Annotated in this window: 21 protein-coding genes; 14 read left to right on the top strand and 7 right to left on the bottom strand. The window is 34.3% G+C overall.

The genetic code is table 11. The annotated features are described in order from the left end of the window. Positions 1-110: 110 nt before the first annotated feature. Positions 111-677 carry a sigma-70 family RNA polymerase sigma factor gene (locus ACSG5Z_RS01050; protein ID WP_088062940.1) on the top strand — a complete coding sequence of 189 codons (567 nt, stop codon included), beginning with the start codon at positions 111-113 and terminating at the stop codon, positions 675-677. Further along, positions 674-1,819: a DUF4179 domain-containing protein gene (locus tag ACSG5Z_RS01055; protein WP_088062941.1), complete on the top strand. Its 1,146-nt coding sequence runs from the start codon at positions 674-676 to the stop codon at positions 1,817-1,819. The genes ACSG5Z_RS01050 and ACSG5Z_RS01055 overlap by 4 nt, the downstream gene beginning before the upstream one ends. A gap of 40 nt (positions 1,820-1,859) precedes the next feature. Here ACSG5Z_RS01055 and ACSG5Z_RS01060 read toward each other — a convergent pair whose 3' ends face one another. Continuing rightward, a complete protein-coding gene (locus ACSG5Z_RS01060; protein WP_435710416.1) occupies positions 1,860-2,933 on the bottom strand; it encodes a WD40/YVTN/BNR-like repeat-containing protein in 1,074 nt (357 codons plus the stop codon). Between the two features lie 212 nt (positions 2,934-3,145). On the opposite strand from ACSG5Z_RS01060, the gene ACSG5Z_RS01065 reads away from it, so the two are divergent. Together ACSG5Z_RS01065 and fbpA are read left to right on the top strand one after the other, a co-directional pair. After that, complete coding sequence (locus ACSG5Z_RS01065; protein WP_435710417.1) at positions 3,146-4,045, top strand: cation diffusion facilitator family transporter; 900 nt, start codon at positions 3,146-3,148, stop codon at positions 4,043-4,045. A gap of 193 nt (positions 4,046-4,238) precedes the next feature. Next, positions 4,239-4,409, top strand: a complete 171-nt coding sequence (fbpA, locus tag ACSG5Z_RS01070; protein ID WP_000098301.1) for a Fur-regulated basic protein FbpA — start codon at positions 4,239-4,241, stop codon at positions 4,407-4,409. 56 nt (positions 4,410-4,465) lie between these two features. Here fbpA and ACSG5Z_RS01075 read toward each other — a convergent pair whose 3' ends face one another. The 3 genes from ACSG5Z_RS01075 to ACSG5Z_RS01085 all read right to left on the bottom strand — a co-directional run bounded on the left by ACSG5Z_RS01075 (position 4,466) and on the right by ACSG5Z_RS01085 (position 7,494). Further along, positions 4,466-5,137, bottom strand: a complete 672-nt coding sequence (locus tag ACSG5Z_RS01075; RefSeq protein WP_087983249.1) for a GntR family transcriptional regulator — start codon at positions 5,135-5,137, stop codon at positions 4,466-4,468. A gap of 16 nt (positions 5,138-5,153) precedes the next feature. Further along, positions 5,154-6,119, bottom strand: a complete 966-nt coding sequence (locus ACSG5Z_RS01080; RefSeq protein ID WP_262748386.1) for a DMT family transporter — start codon at positions 6,117-6,119, stop codon at positions 5,154-5,156. Positions 6,120-6,306: 187 nt separating this feature from the next. Beyond that, positions 6,307-7,494: a GTP-binding protein gene (locus ACSG5Z_RS01085; RefSeq protein ID WP_435710418.1), complete on the bottom strand. Its 1,188-nt coding sequence runs from the start codon at positions 7,492-7,494 to the stop codon at positions 6,307-6,309. A 185-nt stretch (positions 7,495-7,679) separates the two neighbouring features. On the opposite strand from ACSG5Z_RS01085, the gene ACSG5Z_RS01090 reads away from it, so the two are divergent. From ACSG5Z_RS01090 to fumC, 5 genes are all read left to right on the top strand, one after another. Continuing rightward, positions 7,680-8,657 carry a permease gene (locus ACSG5Z_RS01090; RefSeq protein WP_435710419.1) on the top strand — a complete coding sequence of 326 codons (978 nt, stop codon included), beginning with the start codon at positions 7,680-7,682 and terminating at the stop codon, positions 8,655-8,657. Positions 8,658-8,670: 13 nt separating this feature from the next. Beyond that, positions 8,671-9,555, top strand: coding sequence for a TIGR03943 family putative permease subunit (locus ACSG5Z_RS01095; protein WP_435710420.1), 885 nt, complete (start codon positions 8,671-8,673; stop codon positions 9,553-9,555). 112 nt (positions 9,556-9,667) lie between these two features. After that, entirely contained in the window at positions 9,668-10,327 is a 660-nt protein-coding gene (locus ACSG5Z_RS01100) for a class I SAM-dependent methyltransferase (protein WP_001104679.1), read from the top strand. Between the two features lie 332 nt (positions 10,328-10,659). Next, positions 10,660-12,063, top strand: a complete 1,404-nt coding sequence (gene nhaC, locus ACSG5Z_RS01105; RefSeq protein ID WP_000843982.1) for a Na+/H+ antiporter NhaC — start codon at positions 10,660-10,662, stop codon at positions 12,061-12,063. A 123-nt stretch (positions 12,064-12,186) separates the two neighbouring features. Beyond that, positions 12,187-13,575 (top strand): class II fumarate hydratase, encoded by a 1,389-nt coding sequence (gene fumC / locus ACSG5Z_RS01110; protein WP_046959025.1) that lies wholly within the window; start codon positions 12,187-12,189, stop codon positions 13,573-13,575. Positions 13,576-13,663: 88 nt separating this feature from the next. Here the strand turns inward: fumC and ACSG5Z_RS01115 are convergent, their stop codons facing one another. Further along, a complete protein-coding gene (locus tag ACSG5Z_RS01115; protein WP_087983140.1) occupies positions 13,664-14,086 on the bottom strand; it encodes a PH domain-containing protein in 423 nt (140 codons plus the stop codon). Between the two features lie 512 nt (positions 14,087-14,598). Next, positions 14,599-15,384 carry an MBL fold metallo-hydrolase gene (locus ACSG5Z_RS01120; protein WP_435710421.1) on the bottom strand — a complete coding sequence of 262 codons (786 nt, stop codon included), beginning with the start codon at positions 15,382-15,384 and terminating at the stop codon, positions 14,599-14,601. 212 nt (positions 15,385-15,596) lie between these two features. Here ACSG5Z_RS01120 and ACSG5Z_RS01125 point away from each other — a divergent pair, with 212 nt between their 5' ends. Next, entirely contained in the window at positions 15,597-16,361 is a 765-nt protein-coding gene (locus ACSG5Z_RS01125) for a DUF2087 domain-containing protein (RefSeq protein ID WP_064470811.1), read from the top strand. A 99-nt stretch (positions 16,362-16,460) separates the two neighbouring features. After that, entirely contained in the window at positions 16,461-17,870 is a 1,410-nt protein-coding gene (locus ACSG5Z_RS01130) for an MATE family efflux transporter (RefSeq protein ID WP_000804152.1), read from the top strand. 56 nt (positions 17,871-17,926) lie between these two features. Here the strand turns inward: ACSG5Z_RS01130 and ACSG5Z_RS01135 are convergent, their stop codons facing one another. Then, entirely contained in the window at positions 17,927-18,625 is a 699-nt protein-coding gene (locus ACSG5Z_RS01135; protein ID WP_087983132.1) for a peptidase E, read from the bottom strand. Between the two features lie 490 nt (positions 18,626-19,115). On the opposite strand from ACSG5Z_RS01135, the gene ACSG5Z_RS01140 reads away from it, so the two are divergent. From ACSG5Z_RS01140 to ACSG5Z_RS01150, 3 genes are all read left to right on the top strand, one after another. After that, positions 19,116-19,514, top strand: coding sequence for a DUF3942 family protein (locus ACSG5Z_RS01140; RefSeq protein ID WP_435710422.1), 399 nt, complete (start codon positions 19,116-19,118; stop codon positions 19,512-19,514). A 107-nt stretch (positions 19,515-19,621) separates the two neighbouring features. After that, positions 19,622-20,038 carry a BlaI/MecI/CopY family transcriptional regulator gene (locus ACSG5Z_RS01145; protein WP_000495070.1) on the top strand — a complete coding sequence of 139 codons (417 nt, stop codon included), beginning with the start codon at positions 19,622-19,624 and terminating at the stop codon, positions 20,036-20,038. Between the two features lies 1 nt (position 20,039). Then, complete coding sequence (locus ACSG5Z_RS01150) at positions 20,040-20,852, top strand: M56 family metallopeptidase (RefSeq protein ID WP_327971666.1); 813 nt, start codon at positions 20,040-20,042, stop codon at positions 20,850-20,852. Positions 20,853-20,857: the final 5 nt, after the last annotated feature.

The following is a 20,857-nucleotide window of genomic DNA, read 5'->3' on the forward strand; positions in this document are numbered from 1 at the left end:
AGGGAAAGTATTCCATAACATACAAAAAATAAAAAAGATGAGAGAAAATATTTTGTAAGACGTTATATAGGGTGTAAAAGCTTTTACAAAAAAATAAGGGGAATCGCTACATGAAATCAAATGAGAAAAATTTTATAAAAAGATTACAACGGCAAAAAGAAGATGCGCTAGAATTCGTTGTCGATACATATTTACCACTTATAAAAGGAATAACGCATAAAATCCTTCTTCCGGTTCAAAATGATGGATTAATAGAGGAATGTGTAAACGATATATTTCTTTCCATTTGGAATAACGCAAATAAATTTCATGGAGAGCCGAGTGACTTTAAAAAATGGATAGCGGCGATTGCGAAATTTAAAGCGATTGATTATTACCGGAAAGCGACTAGAAAAGTAGAAATTATTTCAGATGAGTTTCATATTAGTACGGAAAAGTCAGCGGAAGATGAATTAATCGTTATGGAAGATAGGGAAGAGTTATTGAAGCTTATTAATCAATTAGAACCGTTAGATCAAAAGGTGTTCATTATGAAATATCTTCTCGGTATGAAGACAGAAGAAATAGGAGATAAGTTAGGGTTAACTCGGGCAGCGATCGATAATCGTGTGTACCGTGGAAAAAAGAAACTACAACAAAATGCTACGAAAATTAGTTTTGGAGGTAGTGCAATATGAAAGACATTTATGAACTATTAAATGATATTGATATAGATGAAAAAGAAATTGAGGAAATTGAGGCTTCTGAAATTGAAAAAGAAAAAGTGAAACGTAATGTAAAACAATCGATACGTACGAAGAAAAAGATGAAAAGTTGGAAAAAAGGTGTTGCTGCTGCATCTATTTTAGTAGGGTTATCAGTTGCAACGCTTGGTATCGGGTTTCCTACATATGCCGGGGGATTGCCAATTGTAGGTGACATATTCCGATTTTTAGATAATGGTAGAACAGGGTTATATGAAAATTATAAAGCGGACGCAGAGAAGAAAACGGGGCTTCATAATAATTATCAACAATACGCCACAGTACTAAATATGACAAAAGAAAGCAATGGAATTAAGATAACGATTAATAATGCGATTTTCGATGGTAAGACAGTATCAATAAACTATTCTATAGAAAGTAACAGAGATTTAGGTAAAAATCCAAGTACGTTGGATTTTTTAACTATTAAAGGAGCAGGTGCCCAATCAGGAAGCAATGAAATTATTAAGGTCGCTGATAGGAAATATGAAGGTTTAATAAAAACAAGTAGTGATCTAGTTAGTAATAAAGGAACTACAGTGAATGTTGAATGGAGTATACAAAGTATAAACATTTTAGAAACAGAAGAAGAGATAAAAGGAGATTGGAATTTTAATATTAATCTAAAAGGAATAGAAAATAAAGAGAAATTGATTAGAGGTAGTGCAGAAAAAGACGGTGTAAAAGTTAATATGGAGAGAATGGAAATAACACCCATGTCGTTTATTCTATATTACAACCAAGAAGTAGCTCAAGAAATAAGAGGTGTATGGGATGGAGTGGATGTTGATTTAAAAGTGAGAGATGATATAGGTAATCAGTATTATGGAGAAGGAAATGGAGGCTCAGGTGAAGATCCTTATAATTTTAATTGGAGTGAAACATTCCAACAACTTAATGAGAATGCGACTAAGTTAATAATAACGCCCTACATTAATTTAAGAATTCACACTCCTGAAAATTATGGCTCGGTAACAATAGTTGGAGGAGAAGTAAAGGAGCGTTTTGTGCCTCGAAGATTGGGAGGCAATAAGGGTATTGCGTTAGATGATATTGTAATTGACTTAAAGAAATAAAAAAGAGACTGCCTAAAACCATTAGGCAGTCTTTTTTTCGTTAAGAACTAGTAACGAGTAATGCATGTGGATGCTGCGTTTTATACTCATCTTTCCACGGAATGTTTAATTGTTCCCACGATTCGCCGCTATCTTTGGATTGAAAGGCGCCATTGTTATTTAAAGTGTAAAACGTATGTGGTTCTGCTGGATTTGTAGCAAACATTGAAATGACTGTACCAATTGCAGATGGTAGACCTTGTTGCACTTGCTCGAAAGGAGTATCTTTCGTTTTACGATAAATATAAGATTCATAAGGAATATGGTGATGGGCGAGGTCAGCGCTTGGTGCGGCAGAAACGAGAATTGTATTGCAATCAGCTGGATCAATAGCCATGCTGTATAAATAATGGTGTTCAAGTCCTTCACTGCATGAGATCCAGCTGTTTCCACTGTTATAACTTTCAAGGTATGCGCGATCAGGTCTGCCCATAAAACCATCACCACATGATGCATAAAGGCGATTTGGAGCTTCAGGGTGCATAAGCAATTGATGCGCATCGATAGGAGCACCGAATTTTTTATCAATCCAAGTATGCCCTCTATCATTACTTTGAATAACAGCACCAGCTTCAATTGAAACATGGATTGTATTTGGATTGTTTGGATCAACTGTAATCCAGCGTACATGATGGGTGAAAGGTCTAGGCGGAAAAGCCCACGTATAAGAAGATAATAATGATTTCATATTTTTAAGTTCAGTCCACGTTTCACCACCATTTTCAGAACGGAATAAAGCGCTCGGTTCTGAGCCGACATAAACGACGCCATAGCCGTTAACTTGTTCATTAGGACTTATCGTAATGGAAGTTATCGAAGAGTGTAAAATACCATCTTCTTTAGGGAAATCAAAGTAACGATATGAATCTCCAATCGGTTTCCACGAATCCCCGCCATCGTCGCTTAACCATAAACCTCGTCCAAATGTTCCGCAGTATACACGATTCTTTTGAAATGGATCAACAGCGATACAGGTAGGTTGCATATTTTGTAAGTGATACGCTGTTTCAAAGTGACCATATTGTTCTTTCACTACAACAAGTTCTCGCTCCATACAGAGAAATAAACGTTTCATTTTAGTAACCTCCTTAAAAATTCTTTCATTAGTAAACAATATGAAGCTGAAAAAGAAGTAGTCTTATTTTTTGTTGAGAAAAAGGACTTGTTTGAAAAATAGCGAAGTGTGTAGGTAGAGGAAGCGGACGTTTATGGGCAGTTAATGGGGGATAAAGAGCGGGAGTTTGTTTCATACTAACATACAGATATTGCACTTAAAGGAGCATTCGTATGGGACATTCACATGATCATGGTCATTCTAACAATAAAAAGGCGTTACTAATTGCTTTCGTACTAACGACAAGTTTTATGATTGCTGAAGTTATTGGGGGATTTGTAACAAATAGCTTAGCACTATTATCTGACGCGGGGCATATGTTAAGTGATGCAGTATCGTTAGCGTTAAGTTTACTTGCGTTCAAGCTCGGAGAAAAAACAGCAACAACTGCGAAAACATATGGGTATAAGCGAGTCGAAATGTTAGCGGCATTATGTAACGGTGTCGTTCTTATTGTCATTTCAGTATACATTTTTATTGAAGCAATTCGCCGTTTTAAAGAGCCAGTTGAGATTGCTAGTAATGGGATGCTTATTATTGCTGTACTTGGTCTGCTTATTAATATTTTATCAGCTTGGATATTAATGAGAGGCGGAGATGTGAAGGGGAATTTGAATTTAAGAAGCGCTTTCCTACACGTATTAGGCGATCTATTAGGATCAGTCGGAGCGATTATTGCTGCGCTATTTATTAAATTTTTCGGATGGACTGTTGCTGATGCGATTGCTAGTATTCTTGTGTCTATTTTAGTCATTATTAGCGGATGGCGTGTAACACGTGATACGGTCCATATATTAATGGAAGGTGCACCCCAGCACATAAATGTTGAAGAGGTAAAAAGTACATTATTAAATATTACGGTTGTAAAAGAAGTTCATGATTTGCACATATGGTCTGTCACATCTGATTTTCAAGTATTAACTTGCCATTTGATTATTACAGGTAATGAAACGCAAAGGGTACTAAAAGAGGCTACGGATGTATTAAAGGAGAAGTTTCATGTAGAACATGTCACCATTCAAGTAGAGATAGATGGTGAATTTAATCATAGTGAGACAACTTGCAAAGTATGAAAGAAAAAGGATAAGAAAAAGTGTCATAACATTTTTCGCGAGGCATACATATATATAATGTGGCCACAAATACTTTGTAAGGTAAATATTTCATGAAATTACTTTACTTATAAAGAGTCATCTTTTATAATCAGAAGTGATAATTGATAAAGATTATCATTTTCAATGATTGTAGAAAGGAGTTTTTTTAAAGATGAGTAGTCAACTCCGTTTTGCTGTTGAAAATCGTAAGAGGCATTTAATCGATGAGTTAATTGGAGCAGGTGTGTTTAAAATTCGCGATCGACAATTATACGAGCTGTCTTTAGAGGAATTGGAAAAAGAGTACGAAGATATGGAAGATTATGCAGATATTCAGGCATAACTATATAGATTAGTAAAAGGTGAGCTGGTTACGATTTTATGTAACCAGCTCTATTATTATTTCGTAGAAATTATTTTTGATATTTCTTTCATTGGACGGAGCCAGTTTTGAGACATCATTTGTTCTATTTGTTTTTCGTCCTGCTTTTGCAATGCTTGAATGATAGAGTGATGTTCTTCAATAGATTGACTTGCTGGAACAAAGTTTTGGAAAAACAAATATTCAAGGCGTAAAACGTGAAGTTGCATATTTTCTAGAAAGGGTTCAATATATTGGTTTTTAGCAATAGAAGAAATTGTATTGTGAAATTGTATATCTAGTTTTAAAGCTTGTTTTGCGTTTTTCTTCTCTATAGAGCGCTGAAAATCAGCATTTATTTCAGAAAGTAGTTTCAGATCAGCGTCTGTAATGTTTTGAAGTGCTTGCTTTCCTATAATAGAGTGAAGACCAGCCATCGTTTCATAAATGATAGGAATGTCGTCTAACTTAATAGGAGCAATTTTTGTTTTTTGCCCAGGTACCATTTCCACTAATCCAGAAAGTTCCAATATTTGAAGTGCTTCTCTTACAGGTGTTCTGCTTACTCCTAGTGCTTCAGCCAACTCCCCATCATTAATTTTTTCATCAGGCTGCAGTACACCTTCAATAATCCAATCTTGTAGTTGATTTAAAACGAGTGATTTTGCCGAAACTCTTCCTTGTTTTTTATAATTTTGAGGGATAGGCATAGTGAATTCAATCCTTTCATTGTATATTTTCTTTTTTCTCATGAACAAACTTTAATTCTTGTTTCCCTTCATCCGGTTTTTGGCTTAAGATGAGCACCATTACAATGACACAAAAAGCCCCTAATAACTGAAAAGATTGAAAGGGTACGTGTAATATAAGTACAGAAGAAATAATAGCTGCGAGTGGTTCAGTACAACCGAATAATGTCGTTTCTTTCGGAGTCAGGTATCGTATGCTGTCTAAGTATAAATAAAATGCAATCAGTGTTCCGAAAATGACGACAAATGTGATGAGCGGTAGGGTACTTAGTTTTACATATTTCATAGTCGATAATAAAATGAAATCGTTTGTAGAAATAAAGTGTAGAATCGTAACGCCAATACCCCCAATAATCATGCCCCATCCAACGATAACAGAGGAAGACCAGCTTTCTAGTAATTCCTTGGAATATAAACTATAAAAAGCAAGAGATAACCCAGATAAAATACCCCAAATAATAGCCGGTGTAGAAACAGCCAAGTTATGAACAGACCCATTTGTTAGTAAGAGAAAAGTGCCTACTAATGAAAGGGTAATGGAAATGAAATCAATTTTTGATGGCCGAACGTTCCATTTGAAAAGTAAGTATACAGTAATAAATATAGGAGCTAAATATTGCAATAATGTTGCGACGGCAGCGTTCCCTTCTTTAATAGAAGCGAAGTACGTGTACTGTACAGCAAGCATACCGAATAGGCCAAACAATATCATTTTAGTAGCATCAGATTTTTGTTTCCATATGCCGAATATTTCTTTTTTTCTCGTTCCGAATGATGAAATAAGGAGCAAGATAACGCCAGATATAAGCAATCGAATTGTAACTAACCATTCAGTAGAAACATTTTCATATTGAAAAAGTTGTTGTGCAGCTGTTCCGGACAATCCCCATAAACAAGCACCAATTACAACCATAATGATTCCTTTTAAACGATTTGGATCCATAAGGTATTTAGTCCTCCTTTCAAAATATATATTGGATATATTATGCAATATATCACAGGGTGTATAAAAAACAAACTGAAATTTCTTACTTAATGTAAAGTTGTTATTCAAATTAAAGAAAGTTTGTTAATTAAGAGAACGATAAAATAAAAAAGGCTTCTGTTGACGGAAGCCTTTTTATTTTAGATTATGAAGTGTAAGTAAAAGCCGGAATAGGGTCAACAAATGTATTCCACTTTTGTTCCATTTCCTTTTCTGTTAATAGACAATCATCTAATGATTGTTCAATCACAGAACGATTTATATTAATACCGATAAATACGAGCTCAGTTATTCGATCTCCATATCGCTCGTCCCAGTTTTTCAATACCTCGGGTTCTTCTGTAATAATTTGATTTCTTTCAGTTTCAGGTAATGCCGCTATCCATTCACCGGCTCCTTGAATTGTAATAGAGGAACCTGATTGAGATAGAAGCCCTATCATATTATTACGAGATGCGAGCCAGAAAAAGCCTTTCGCTCTTACAACATCTACAGGCCATTTTTTTAGCCAATTCATAAGGCGTTCAGGATGGAAAGGGGATTTACGACGGTACACAAAGGAATTGATACCATATTCTTCAGTTTCGGGTGTATGATGTTCACTATTTAGTTCTTGCATCCAGCCCGCCGATTGACTCGCTTCCTCATAATTGAATAAATTTGTATTTAAAATTTCTTGCAATGGTACGTTGCTAAATGAAGCTTCAATAATTTTTGCACCGGGATTTAATTTTTGTAGTAAATGATGAAGTTCTATCCTATCTTCTTTTTCTATTAAATCAATTTTATTAAGAATAATGACATTCGCAAATTCAATTTGGTCTATTAGTAAATCAATAACTTCTCGAGTATCATTTTCATCGATAGCCTGTTTACGGTCTAATAAACTTTCACCATCTGCAAAATCATCCCAAAATTTATTTGCATCTACAACTGTAACCATCGTATCGAGGTGACAATTTTTCGTTAAATCGATATTAAGTACTTCGTCAGTATAAGTAAATGTTTGGGCAACTGGAATCGGCTCACTTATACCTGAAGATTCAATAACTATATAGTCAATATCACCGTTTTCAACAAGCCGACTCACTTCTATCATTAAATCTTCTCGTAGTGTACAGCAGATGCAACCATTTTGAATTTCCACTAATTTCTCTTCCGTACGTGAAAACCCACCTTTTTTTATAAGCGACGCATCAATGTTTATTTCACTCATATCATTAACGATAACAGCCACTTTTAAGTTGCTCTTATTAGCCAAAATATGATGTAGTAGAGTGGTTTTTCCAGCTCCTAGAAACCCACTTAATACAGTAATAGGTACTTTTTTCATAAAATGATCTCTCCTTTAAATCGTAACGATTACGTTTTATATTAAGTGATAAAAAAGGAAAAATCAACAATAAATCATAATGATTACGATTTAAGAATAGGAATAGACTATAAAATTTGTGCTGTAGTAGTGTAGGGCATTTGGACAAGTATACGATTTAATATGAATAAAGTGGGGGGATAATGTTGGTATTTAATAGAGTTTCAAAAGAATTAATAGGAATAGCCCTTATTGCTATTTTTCTTTTTTTATTATTTTTTGTAGATTTTACAAGTCTAGCAAATTTGCACAAAAGTATGCCAAAAGAATGGTTGAATGTGAATACCGTGTTTTTAAGTATTATATTCGAAGCAATACCTTTTATTTTATTAGGGGTAATTGTTTCTTCTCTCATTCAAGTGTTTGTGACGGAAGATATGATTCAAAAAGTAATGCCGAAATCACAGATTGTTGCAATGATTCCAGCGGTATTTGTCGGAATCATTTTTCCGATGTGTGAATGTGTCATTATACCAATCGTAAGAAGACTTATTCAAAAAGGACTCCCTCTTCATGTAGGAATTGTAATTTTATTGAGTGCACCTATTATGAATCCGATTGTTCTTTTATCTACCGTATATGCATTTCAAAAAAATGATGTAGTTGTATATGCACGCTTTGGGATAACAATTTGTGCGGCACTATTAGTAGGGCTAATTGTGTATTATTTCTATCACGGGAAAAATATTTTAAAAGATAAAGAGGATTCGGTTCAGAAAAAAGAAAAAAAGGGCTGGGGGAATGTTGTGAATCACACTGTAGATGAGTTTTTTGATACGGGTAAATATTTATTGATTGGTGCTTTTTTTGCGAGCGTATTTCAAACGTTTTTTGATCGAAATGTACTTGATGCAGTGGCCCATAATGAAGTGATTTCCCCAATTATTATGATGGGATTTGGTTATGTTTTATCCATTTGCTCAGCTGCTGATGCATTTATAGCGGCATCTTTTGGACATGTTTTCTCTGTAAAAGCACTTCTCGCATTTCTTGTGTTTGGACCTATGCTTGATATGAAAAATACATTAATGCTATTTGCTTATTTTCAAAAGAGATTTGTATTCTTTTTGATTGGAATTATTATTTTATCGGTGTACACAATCGTGCAAATTACAACGTTATAGGAGGTGGGAGAAAGTGGAGGAAAAGGAACAGAAGGCCTATCATCGCTATATTCGTGGCATTATTTTAATTGGTTTAGCAATGCTCTTATTTAAATTACTTGTAACAGGGAATATTTATAATTTTATCGCTCCAAAAATGATTAAATTTACGTATATAGCTTTTGTATTGATTTTACTTCTTGGTTCTTTACAAGTTTGGAGAGATGGGAGAGAAAAACAGGATAATTGTAATTGTTGTAAGCATCATACAGCATTAAAATCAGGGATGAAAAGTTTCTTTGTATATGTTTTATTTGTTGTTCCGATTATGAGTGCTTTTCTATTTGGAAGTGTAACAATTGACGGAAGTTTAGCGGGAAAAAGAGGTATGAATCAAAGTGTACAGGCGAGAAGTATGGAAAAGAACGAAAAAGAGGGAATACAGGCAAATTCTGATTGGAAAGAAATATTAGTTGATCAAGATGAAACCTCGAATTTAAAAATGACAGATCAAGTGGAAGAGCAATTAACAAAAAGTATGTTAGGGCAGCGTAAAATAGAAGTAGAGGATATGGACTATGTTCAAACAATGAGTATAATTGGTCAAGCTGTTAATGGATTTAAAGGGAAAGAAATTACATTCACAGGGTTCATATATAAGGATAAAGATGTGACGGGGAATAAAGCAGTGGTGGCTCGATATGGCATAACTTGTTGCATTGCAGATGCATCAGTCTGGGGGATGATTGTTACGGGGCAAAACGTTGGAAAGTTCCCAGAAGAAACATGGGTGAAAGTAACAGGGATATTAGATAAAACGACATATAAAAGAACGCTATTTCCACTTGTGAAAATAAGTAAAGTGGAGAAAATTAATAAGCCAACAGACCCATATGTATATGATGCTTTACCACAATAAAAAAGAATTAATTCTTCATATTTTCATGAAATAGACTCATAATCATGACGATAAAAAAATAAAGATAAGAGTAATTTGGTTTGTTAAAAATATGTGTAGAAGGAGATACGCGATGAACTGGGTTACTCATAAACCAACATTTGAATTTGATAATTTTAGTCCATTTATTCGTGCGAATACTGCGTGGCTTGGGCATTTGGAGTTCGCATACGATTTAGTAAGATTTGAAAAACCCGAAATATTAGTTGAGCTAGGTACACATCTAGGCGCTTCTTTTTTCAGTTTTTGTCAAGGGGTAAAGGATGGGGGATTAGCTACAAAATGTTTTGCTGTAGATACTTGGACAGGAGACGGGCATACAGGTCCATATGGAGAAGGTGTTTTCCAAATCGTAGATAAAGTGGTAAACATGAGTTATCCAAATATAGGTAATTTAATTCGATCTACTTTTGATGAGGCTGTTGATCAATTTCAAGATGGAACGATAAATTTGTTGCATATTGATGGCTATCATACGTATGAAGCAGTTTCTCATGACTATAAAACATGGTTACCGAAACTTGCGAATAACGGTATCGTATTATTTCATGATATTGAGGTGAAAGATCGAAACTTCGGCGTGTATAAATTTTGGGATGAGGTTAAAGCGAAGTATCCTCATTTTCAGTTTGAGCATTCATATGGGCTTGGAGTGTTATTTCCGAAAGGTTGTAGCGAGAAGTTTGTGGAAATACTTAAAAATAAAGAAGAAATACAAAATATGTATAAATAAAAGTGGAGCATGCATCATTTGAATGATGTGTGCTTTTTTTGTGTGGGGAATAATGATACTCCTTAAAACGGTGAGGATAATAGTAAAAAGTTTTATGGTGGCAAATATTAAAAAAGTTACTCTTTGATTGTTAAATATAAAAAATGTAACATTTTTTATATTTTCCATTGCGAAAAGTAGTATCTACTTTTACAATAGAAAAGGTGTCCGTATATTATACTGGAAAAATAAATCGAAATAATATGAAAATTTTGTTTTGTCTTCGCTAATTGTATATTACATACATGTAAGACGACATACGTCATGTTATCGACTTGTAAGGAGAGAAAAAAATGAAAAGTGTAAGATTACCATCGATGCTAGAAATCATAGTTCTTTTATTACTATTTCTTGCTGTTGTCTTTTCCTTCCAAACGATTTTTGATCTCCCAATTCAATTAGCGCTATTTATTTCATGGTTTTTAGTAATTGCGCTTGGATTAAGATTAGGATTTCGTTATCAAGAATTGCAAGATGCAATTACGAAAGGGATTTCTAACGGATTAGAAGCAATACTGATTTTAGTTGCGGTAGGTGCTTTAATTGGAACTTGGATTGCTGGTGGCGTTGTACCAACATTAATCTATTATGGATTAGAGTTTATTCACCCTAGCATATTCCTATTAGCAACATTAATTATTTGTTCGATAACTTCTATTGCGACAGGAACATCATGGGGAACAGTTGGAACAGCAGGTATTGCTATGATGGCGATTGGTGAAGGACTTGGCTTACCACTTCCGCTTGTTGCTGGTGCAGTTCTTTCAGGAGCTTATTTCGGCGACAAATTATCACCACTTTCTGATAGCACAGTTCTTGCAGCTTCTATGGCGAAAGTAGACGTTATTGCTCACGTTCGAGCTATGCTCGTATTAGATGTTCCGGCTTACATTATTACTAGCATTATGTTTACTGTAGCTGGTTGGATGTATGGCGGCGATAATGTAGATTTGAATCGAGTAGAGTTTTTAAAAGAAGCTTTATTAAAGGAATTTGATATTAAAATATGGATGCTTGTTCCGGCAGTCATTGTTATCGCTTTATTAGCGATGAAGAAACCTTCTATGCCAACAATTGCAATGGGAGCTTTAATTGGTGCAATTTGGGCAACTCTTTTCCAAGGAATGAACTTTGGAGAGGCGATTGGAACAGCGTATAACGGATTCTCAATTCAATCAGGTGTTGAGTTTGTTGACAAGTTATTAAACCGTGGTGGAATTAACGGTATGCTTGGCTCAGTAGCCGTTATTATTTTCGGTTTAGGATTTGGTGGATTACTTGAAAAACTGGGTGTTTTAAAAGTGATTGTATCAAAATTTGAGAAGAAATTAAATTCTGCAGGTAATGTAACATTGTCTACATTAATCGTAGCATTCTTAGCGAATATATTTGGCTGTGCGATGTATGTATCATTAATTTTAACACCGAAAATTATGGAAGATAGCTATGATAAATTAAAAATAGACCGACGTGTATTAGCGCGTAACTCAGAAGTAGGTGGAACGCTAACTTCTGGTATGGTTCCGTGGTCGGATAATGGTATTTTTATGGCTGGTATTTTAGGTGTAGCAACGTTCTCATACGTTCCGTTTATGTGGTTAAGCTTTGTTTCATTAATTTTAGCAGTTATATACGGATACACAGGCAAATTCATTTGGTATGTAGATGACGTTGAAAAAGGAAAGCAAGCATCATAAAAAAATACCTTCTGCGATGGCAGGAGGTATTTTTTTATATATACGAGTGAGAATTCTTATCATTTGGGTGAGATTCTGTTAAAATGAGAAATGTAGGTATTTTATTTTCAAGGGGATGAAAAAATGGAGTACAGAATTGAAAGAGATACAATAGGAGAAATAAAAGTTCCAGCTGATAAATTATGGGCAGCACAAACGCAACGTAGTAAAGAAAACTTCCCAATTGGAACAGAGCAAATGCCGCTTGAAATTGTAAAAGCATTTGCCATTTTAAAGAAAAGTGCAGCACTTAGTAATCAAAAATTAGGAAAGCTATCAGAAGAAAAAGCAGAAGCAATTGTGGCAGCAGCTGACGAAGTGATTGCAGGGAAATGGAATGAACATTTTCCACTTGTCGTATGGCAAACTGGTAGCGGTACACAGTCAAACATGAATGTGAATGAAGTAATTGCAAATCGAGGGAATCAAATTTTGAAAGAGAAGGAATCTGACGTACATATTCATCCGAATGATGATGTGAACATGTCTCAAAGTTCAAATGATACATTCCCAACGGCGCTTCATGTAGCATGTGTAATTGCAGTGGAAAATCACGTATTACCAGCAATTACGAAATTAAAAGAAACGTTAGCAGAAAAAGTAACTGCATTTGAACATATTATAAAAATTGGTCGTACACACTTACAAGATGCAACACCGTTAACATTAGGACAAGAAATTAGCGGATGGCACCGTATGCTTGAAAAAACAGAGCGTATGATTGCTGAGAGCAATACATATATGAAAGAGCTTGCAATTGGTGGTACTGCAGTTGGAACAGGTATTAATGCTCATCCTAAATTTGGTGAGATGGTGTCAGAGGAAATTAGCCAATTTACAGGTAAGCAATTTATTTCTGCACCAAATAAGTTCCACGCATTAACGAGCCATGATGAAGTTGTATATACGCATGGTGCATTAAAAGCATTAGCAGCTGATTTAATGAAGATTGCTAACGATGTGCGCTGGCTGGCAAGTGGTCCACGTAGTGGGCTAGGAGAAATTATTATTCCGGCAAATGAGCCAGGAAGCTCTATTATGCCAGGTAAAGTAAATCCAACGCAAAGTGAAGCGTTAACGATGGTTGTAGCGCAAGTAATGGGAAATGACGCAACAATCGGATTTGCAGCGAGCCAAGGTAATTTTGAATTAAATGTATTTAAACCTGTTATTGCATATAACTTCTTACAATCTGCTCATCTATTAGCGGATGCAATTGTTTCATTTAATGATAATTGTGCAGTTGGTATTGAAGCAGATGAAGAAGTAATTAAAGAGAATGTGAATCGTTCTTTAATGCTTGTTACAGCATTAAACCCGCATATCGGATATGAAAATGCAGCGAAAATTGCGAAGCATGCTCATAAAGAGGGCTTAACGTTAAAAGAGGCAGCGCTGCAATCTGGACTACTAACAGAAGAACAATTTAATGAAATTGTCGATCCGAAAAAAATGATTGCTCCGAAAGAGTAATAAAAAAGCCAAGATTCTTTAGAATCTTGGCTTTTTTGATATTTATTTTTATGACTTCCATTTGTATTACTACAAGTGCCAAAATATATTATTTGTTAGCAGGCATGTTCAATACTTTCATTTGTGGACAGTTTTCTTTTAAGAGTGAAATGAACTTTTCTTCTTCTTGTGGTACGAAAGTTGTCACAGAATCAAATAAATTGTAATGGATTTCTAATTGCTGCCTAGTCCACTTTTCTGAGCGAAGTGTTTTGCCAGAGTATGTAATATGGCGAATATCTTCAAATGGAATTTCAGTACGCAGTATGAAACCATGTTTTACGACAAGAGATGATTCCGTTACGTCGTAGTGAGAGAAATAGAATGAAGAAAGATTCACGATATTTAACAGCATCATGAGAGTGAAAAAAATAGAATTTTCATTTTGGAAGAATAGCGAAACGAGAAAAATAGTAATAAATAATGTAATAAAAATGACGTGAAATGGATTCTTTTTCGCTTTGAATTTCAAGTTAGTCACCTCGGTTTACGTGTACTCTAACTAAATTAAATCACAACATCGTAATAAAACGTATATATATGCATAATTGCATATTCACACGTTTTATTATTCATGTAAAATTTCCTGATGGGATAAAGTGAAACTTTAATCAGTGGGGGTTTTCTTCATCCCCCACTGATTATTAGTTAAACCAATCGGACTTTTATGGGCAGTTGATCCCCCACCTAACTTCTTTGCTTTCGCTGAATTTTGAGGTGGGGATCTTACTGCCCATTAAAGTGGGATAAATTTAAATGGAATTTTGTAATAGTGGAGAGGTATGAAGTGACTTACAAGAATAGAAAGTTAGCGCTAGTCATAATTAGTTGTATAACGGTCATGGGTAGTTGTGCAAATAAATTTGTTGAGGATGGAAATCGAAAGCATATATTTGTATAGGTAAGTAAGGCTTTAGTCGAGGTTATAAATAGAATATATAATGGATAAAAGGTGTTTCCATATACGGAAATACCTTTTTGTAGTTAAAATTGAATGCTGAAGTTTTGGAATGAGTGAATACCGGTTCCGTGTTGAACGAGGTTGTTATTATTTAAATATTGAATAGCATATTTTACTTCTTTCAAAATAGTAGGCGGAAGACCAAGAGTATGATGTGAGCCGTAAATTTGTTGAATAGGAGAGAGGTTTGTAATTTTGTTTAGAGACTGAACTAAGTCTACAGGATTTGTCGATGGATAAAACGCAAAAATCGTGCCTTCATAAAGTAAATCTCCTGTGAATAAAAACGCAGTTTCATAATCGTATAGGCAAATATGTCCTGGTGAGTGACCTGGGGTATGTATAATTTGAATTTTCCTATTTCCGGTATCAATCATATCTCCATCTTGTAGTAATTTTGTTGGTGTCCCTTGGAATGGCTCGAATGTTTCAGGTTGAAATGTTTTAGGTGTAGGTAAAGTAATATCACGAGCGATGTCGTGCCTAATTTGAGTAATAGGAAGTCCTTTTATGCCGTTAATGAGCCAATCTTCTTCTAAAGCATGTACATAGATTTCTTCATATTGTGCGTGCCTACCGATATGATCCCAATGGACGTGTGTTGTGACAACTGTAATGGGTAAGTTTGTTAGTTGGTCCGTTATACGTTTCATATTATCGATACCAAGTCCTGTATCGATAAGAATTGCAGCAGTATCGCCTATAAGTAAGAAGGAATGTACTTTCTCCCAATGTCCATATTCACTAATTGCATATGTATTTTGTGCAATCTGCATTACAGTAAACCAAGGGTCTTGAGGGATAGTCATGTTCTATTCCACATCCTATTGAATGAATTTATATAAGTACATTCGCTTTTCGTTGTATCAAACCCTTTTAATAGATGTTTTTATAAAAGTTTATAAAATTAGTAAACGAAACGTTGAAGTGTTTGTTTGTTTTATGTTAAGATGATGAAGAAATAGCAAACGTTATTGGAGAATGTCTGTTTTTAGATAAACATTTTAAAGGAGTGTTTAGTGTGAGTGATATTTCAGAGAAGTTTTGGGATGCTTCGGTAGAAGAATTGAAGAAAGGGTATGTATTTGAAGCGGAAGCAGAGGAGTATATTTGTTTAGCTTGTGGAGAAGCGTTTATTAAGGGGGTTATTTATCAAGATAATCAAGTTTTGTATGAAGCAGAGAAGTTTGTGCAATTGCATGTGCAAAATGAACATACGTCTATGTTTGATTATTTATTAAACCTTGATAAAAAGTATACGGGTTTAACGGATTTGCAAAAGAAAATGGTTCAGTTTTTCCATATGGGGCTGAATGATAAAGAGATTGTAAAAGAGATGGATGGCGGAAGTACATCAACCATTCGTAATCATCGATTTACACTTCGAGAGAAAATGAAGCAAGCGAAAGTATTTTTAGCATTAATGGAACTGTCAGAAGAAAAATCAAAAGTACAAACGAAATTTGTACCAATTCATAGAACCGCAACGATGGTAGATGATCGCTACAATATTACGGAAGAAGAAAATGATGAAGTATTAAAAGCGCATTTTACAGAAGGATTAGATGGACCACTTTCTACATTTCCGAAAAAGCAAAAGCGCAAATTAATTATATTACGCCATTTAGTGACGAAGTTTGATAGTAATAAAAAGTACACTGAAAAAGAAGTAAATACTATCATAGAAAGAGTATACCCGGATTTTGTAACTTTAAGAAGGTATTTAATCGAATATGGGTTTTTAGATAGAACAGCAGATGGAAGCCAATATTGGGTAAAGTTATGATAATATGGAAAAGAAAATAAATAGAGGCACATTATTATAACAACTATACAAAGAAATAGAAGTTGAAAAACAGATTTTTAATAAAAGGAGAAATGAAATTTGAAACCACCTACAGATAATAATAAAGAAGGTGCGGAGTCACATAAGTTAGAAAGTGAGAGTAAACCGATTTGGAAATCGATGTCCATGTTTTTAGTACCGTTACTATTAAGTAATGTATTACAATCGATTGGACAATTATTCGGTATGGTAGTAGTAGGAAGATGGCTTGGCGTTAATGATTTAGCGGCTATATCAGCATTCTTTCCACTATTTTTCTTACTCGTTTCATTTGTAATTGGTATTGGTTCAGGGAGTTCTATTTTAATTGGTCAGGCGTTTGGTGCTAAAAACGAAGATCGTTTAAAAGCTATCGTTGGTACGACACTGACATTTACATTTATTATTGGAGTTGTGTTGGCGATAATAGGTAGTATTTTTGCGATGGATATTATGCGCCTAATGGGAACGCCGGAAAATATTATTGATATAAGTGTTCATTATGCACGTATTTTATTTATATCGATGCCAGTATTATTTTTATATTTTGCATACACAACATTTATGAGAGGTACAGGAGATTCTAAAACGCCATTTTACTTTTTAATTGTAAGTACAGCGCTAAATATGATCTTATTACCAATTCTTATTTTTGGATGGTTAGGAGCTCCGAAATTAGATGTGTATGGAGCAGCCTATGCTTCTGTTATATCTACAGTTATTACGTTTATTGTCATGTTGGTGTATTTAAAGAAGAAAAATCACCCACTACAATTAGATAGTACGGTAAGGAAATATCTTCGCATGGATAGGGAGTTATTGAAGCTATTGTTACGACTCGGAATTCCAGCGAGTATTAATATGATATTAGTTTCATTATCTGAAATTGCGGTAATCGCGTTTGTGAATCGTTATGGTTCGGATGCAACAGCAGCTTATGGCGTTGTGAACCAGGTTGCAAGTTATGTACAAATGCCAGCAGTTAGCCTTGGTATTACAGTTTCCATTTTTGCAGCACAATCAATTGGTGCGAATCAATTTGATAGATTGCAGAAAGTTGTGAAGGCCGGAATTATTATGAACTACGTCATCGGTGGTGTGCTAATATCTCTTATTTACTTGTTCTCAAGAGACATTCTATCACTATTTTTAACGAGTCAAACTACAATTGAAATTGCTCATAGCCTAGTTATGATTACGTTATGGAGTTATTTAATTTTCGGGCATGCGCAAATTATTAGTGCGACAATGCGAGCGAGTGGTACAGTATTATGGCCAACTGTTATCGGAGTTGTATCAATTTGGCTTGTTGAAGTACCTGTAGCGTATTACCTTTCTTACCATACAAGTCTTGGCATAGAAGGGATATGGATTGGGTACCCAGCAGCATTTATTGTCAGCTTAATATTACAGTATGCATATTATAAGCTTTCATGGCAGAAGAAACGAATTACACGACTAGTGAGTTAAATCATGCAAATGTCCCTAAGCTATTATACTTAGGGACATTTTTTGTAAGTGTATGTTTACAAATAGCTTTTTAAAGTGATATCAAAATGTTGTCTAATGAGCTTGTTATCGCTCATATAAAACTCCCACGCTTTTTCAGGTTCACCGATAATTTCAAAAGATTCTTCTGTAATATATAAAGCGCAATTATCCTCTAGTGCAATTCCTTCTATATTACCTTGATGATTTTGTAAAAAGGAATGGAAGGCGTTCATTCTATTTAATTGATTATAATGTGGACAAAACCTTTTGTTAACAATCCCCCAACCGTTACACTCTATATAACCAGAACCTTCATAATCTGATCGGATACTAGATGTGAACCAACACATAGCACCGGCGCTATACCCCGCAATGAGCGTTCCTTGTTGCAGAGCCAATAGTAATTTTTCATCGAGTTTAAGTTCTTTCCACTCTGTAACCATTTGAATATAGTTCCCGCCACCGAGATAAATTAAATCAGCAGACTGAATCATTTCGTCTATTTCATATTTAGAAGGTGTATCAGCTATAGTACGTAAAATTTGTACTTCACAGTGTAATTGTTTTTCGAACGTGTCTAAAAATAGCTTTATATAGCTTTCATCATCATGACTAGCTGTAGGAATGAATAATACTTTTGGATACTGTTTATTTGTTAATTCTATAAGTCGCTCATTAATAGGCGAGTGATTGGAATCTTGTAAATCACCGCCACCAATGACAGCTAATTTCATAGTAAAGCACCACCTAATCATTTTTGTTATATAAAAATTCGATAGAAGAGAGTAACATTCCTTCTCTCAAGTAATGAATAAGTAGAAAATATAGTTTAAGTATATCGGAATAGTAAAGGTAGTGATAACTATATAGAAAAATGAATTTGAAACAAATTACCCGGCTATTTGCGGGCTGCCCGTAAAATCTTGATTGGTGAGGGCTGATAATCAGTGGGGGATGAACGAAACTCCCATTGATTAAAGTTTCACTTTATCGATATATAATATTTCATACTATTGTTTCAAAATACGGAAACAATATGTTTAAATGGATATAACAAAGCATTAATTCAAATTGAATTAGTGTTTATATTTTAAAAAGGAATCGGAAATAATAGAGATTTCACAAATCGTTTTTTACTTTTAATAGGAACTTGTATTACAATATGGTAAAATTATTTCAATATATTTATTTAATATAAAAATAAAAAGAGGGAGCGTGAAAAAGGTGGATTTTCGATTTGAGTTTGCAGCGAAGGTGAAAGAATACTTAGATGATGAGAAGGATGAAAAAATAATAAAAGATGGACATAGAGATATAATTTTTCACTATTTATATGCGTTAGAGGCTGAAATTGGCGTTGTGAAAAATCCTAATTTTACTTTTTTTACATCAGGAAGACGTTCACATATCGTATTAGAAAATGTTGAATTTAAAACAGAGGTAAATGCAAAAAGTAACATCATTGAAATTACAAAAATAGTGGATAATGTCGTTATTCCTTTAGATACTATCGTAGCAAAGGATCGGGAATTATTTGCACTTGGGCGCAATGAGAAGTTTAATGTACAAATATTAGAGCAGTATCTCTTTGAGACATTTGGAGAGAAATTAGGTTTAAAATGAATGGAATGGCCTACGTATTTATAGGTAGTGAATTTTAGTGTATATCATTCTTGTTTGACCTTTCATTTAATTTGTACTACAATTTGTAGTGTGAAAGGAGCCATACTATGTTTACTCAAAACTATAAATTAAATGAGCAAGGATTAAATCACTTTTTTGGACCTCTTGAAGCAAAAATTATGGAGATTGTTTGGTCTACCGAGGGTATTACGATTAAAGAAGTGCAGCAGAAATTAAGTGAAGAATCACCTGTGAATTTTAACACTGTTATGACAGTTATGAACAGGTTAGTAGAGAAATTACACTTAGAAAAACAGACGGTGAAAAGAAGTGGCATATATCGTACTGTACAAACAAAAGAAGAATTCTTATCCAATCAAACGAAGAAAATGACACAGGAATTGATGGGGGAATTTGGAGATTTAGTTGTAAATCATATGCTAGATGAGTTAGAGCAGGCTGATCCGACTTTAATAAAAAAATTAGAAGACAAATTGAGTCAGTTAAAAAAAGAGGATCAATGAAATGAAATGGCAAATGCGTAAAATCGTATTGTTAGCAGTAATTGTTAGTACCCTCTTTTTCAGCATGTTAGTATATTACGTTACATATCCATTTCTGTTTCAAAATAAGGCGTTCTTTCTTTCAAATTTTTGCTTGTTTCAATTAGAACAACATATGAAGGAATTATCGCTCATTCGTATTATAATTGCTGGATTACTATTACTTACAGTACTCATAGTGTGCAAAAGAATTTGGCGACAATTTTTCTATAGTAAAAAATTACAAAAAGTACTTATCCCTTTCATTCGAAAAGGAAAACAAATATATATATTGCCGACCTTAGAAGTTGCGGCATTTACAATTGGGTTATTTCGTCCGAAAGTTGTCATGTCAGAAGGCATGCTTCAAACATTTTCAGATGAAGAAATGGATGCGATTATTTTCCATGAAGAATATCATCAAACTAATCGAGATCCATTAAAATTATTTTGTTTTACGTTATTAGCAGAAGGAATGGTGTACATCCCGATATTAAAAGGGTTATTGCAGCGCTATCATGTGTATCAGGAGCTAGCAGCAGATAAATATGCAATGCAAAAGATGAAATCTTCATTCGAATTAGGTAGTGCGTTATTAAAATTAATTAAAATAAAGACAATGGAAAATCGATGTGTGACAGCTTCATTTGCAAAAACAGCAATAAATTTACGAATCGAGCAAGTGTTAAATGAAAAAGTTGTTAAGCTCAATATTCCGTTACATACGAATTCGGTATATGTTACATTAGGTTTATTCTGTATGTCGATTGTACTTATTGTCGGAGAGTGCATATAGCCTCT

Origin of the sequence: Bacillus pretiosus, assembly GCF_051294775.1 — a bacterium.
GTDB lineage: Bacteria > Bacillota > Bacilli > Bacillales > Bacillaceae_G > Bacillus_A > Bacillus_A wiedmannii.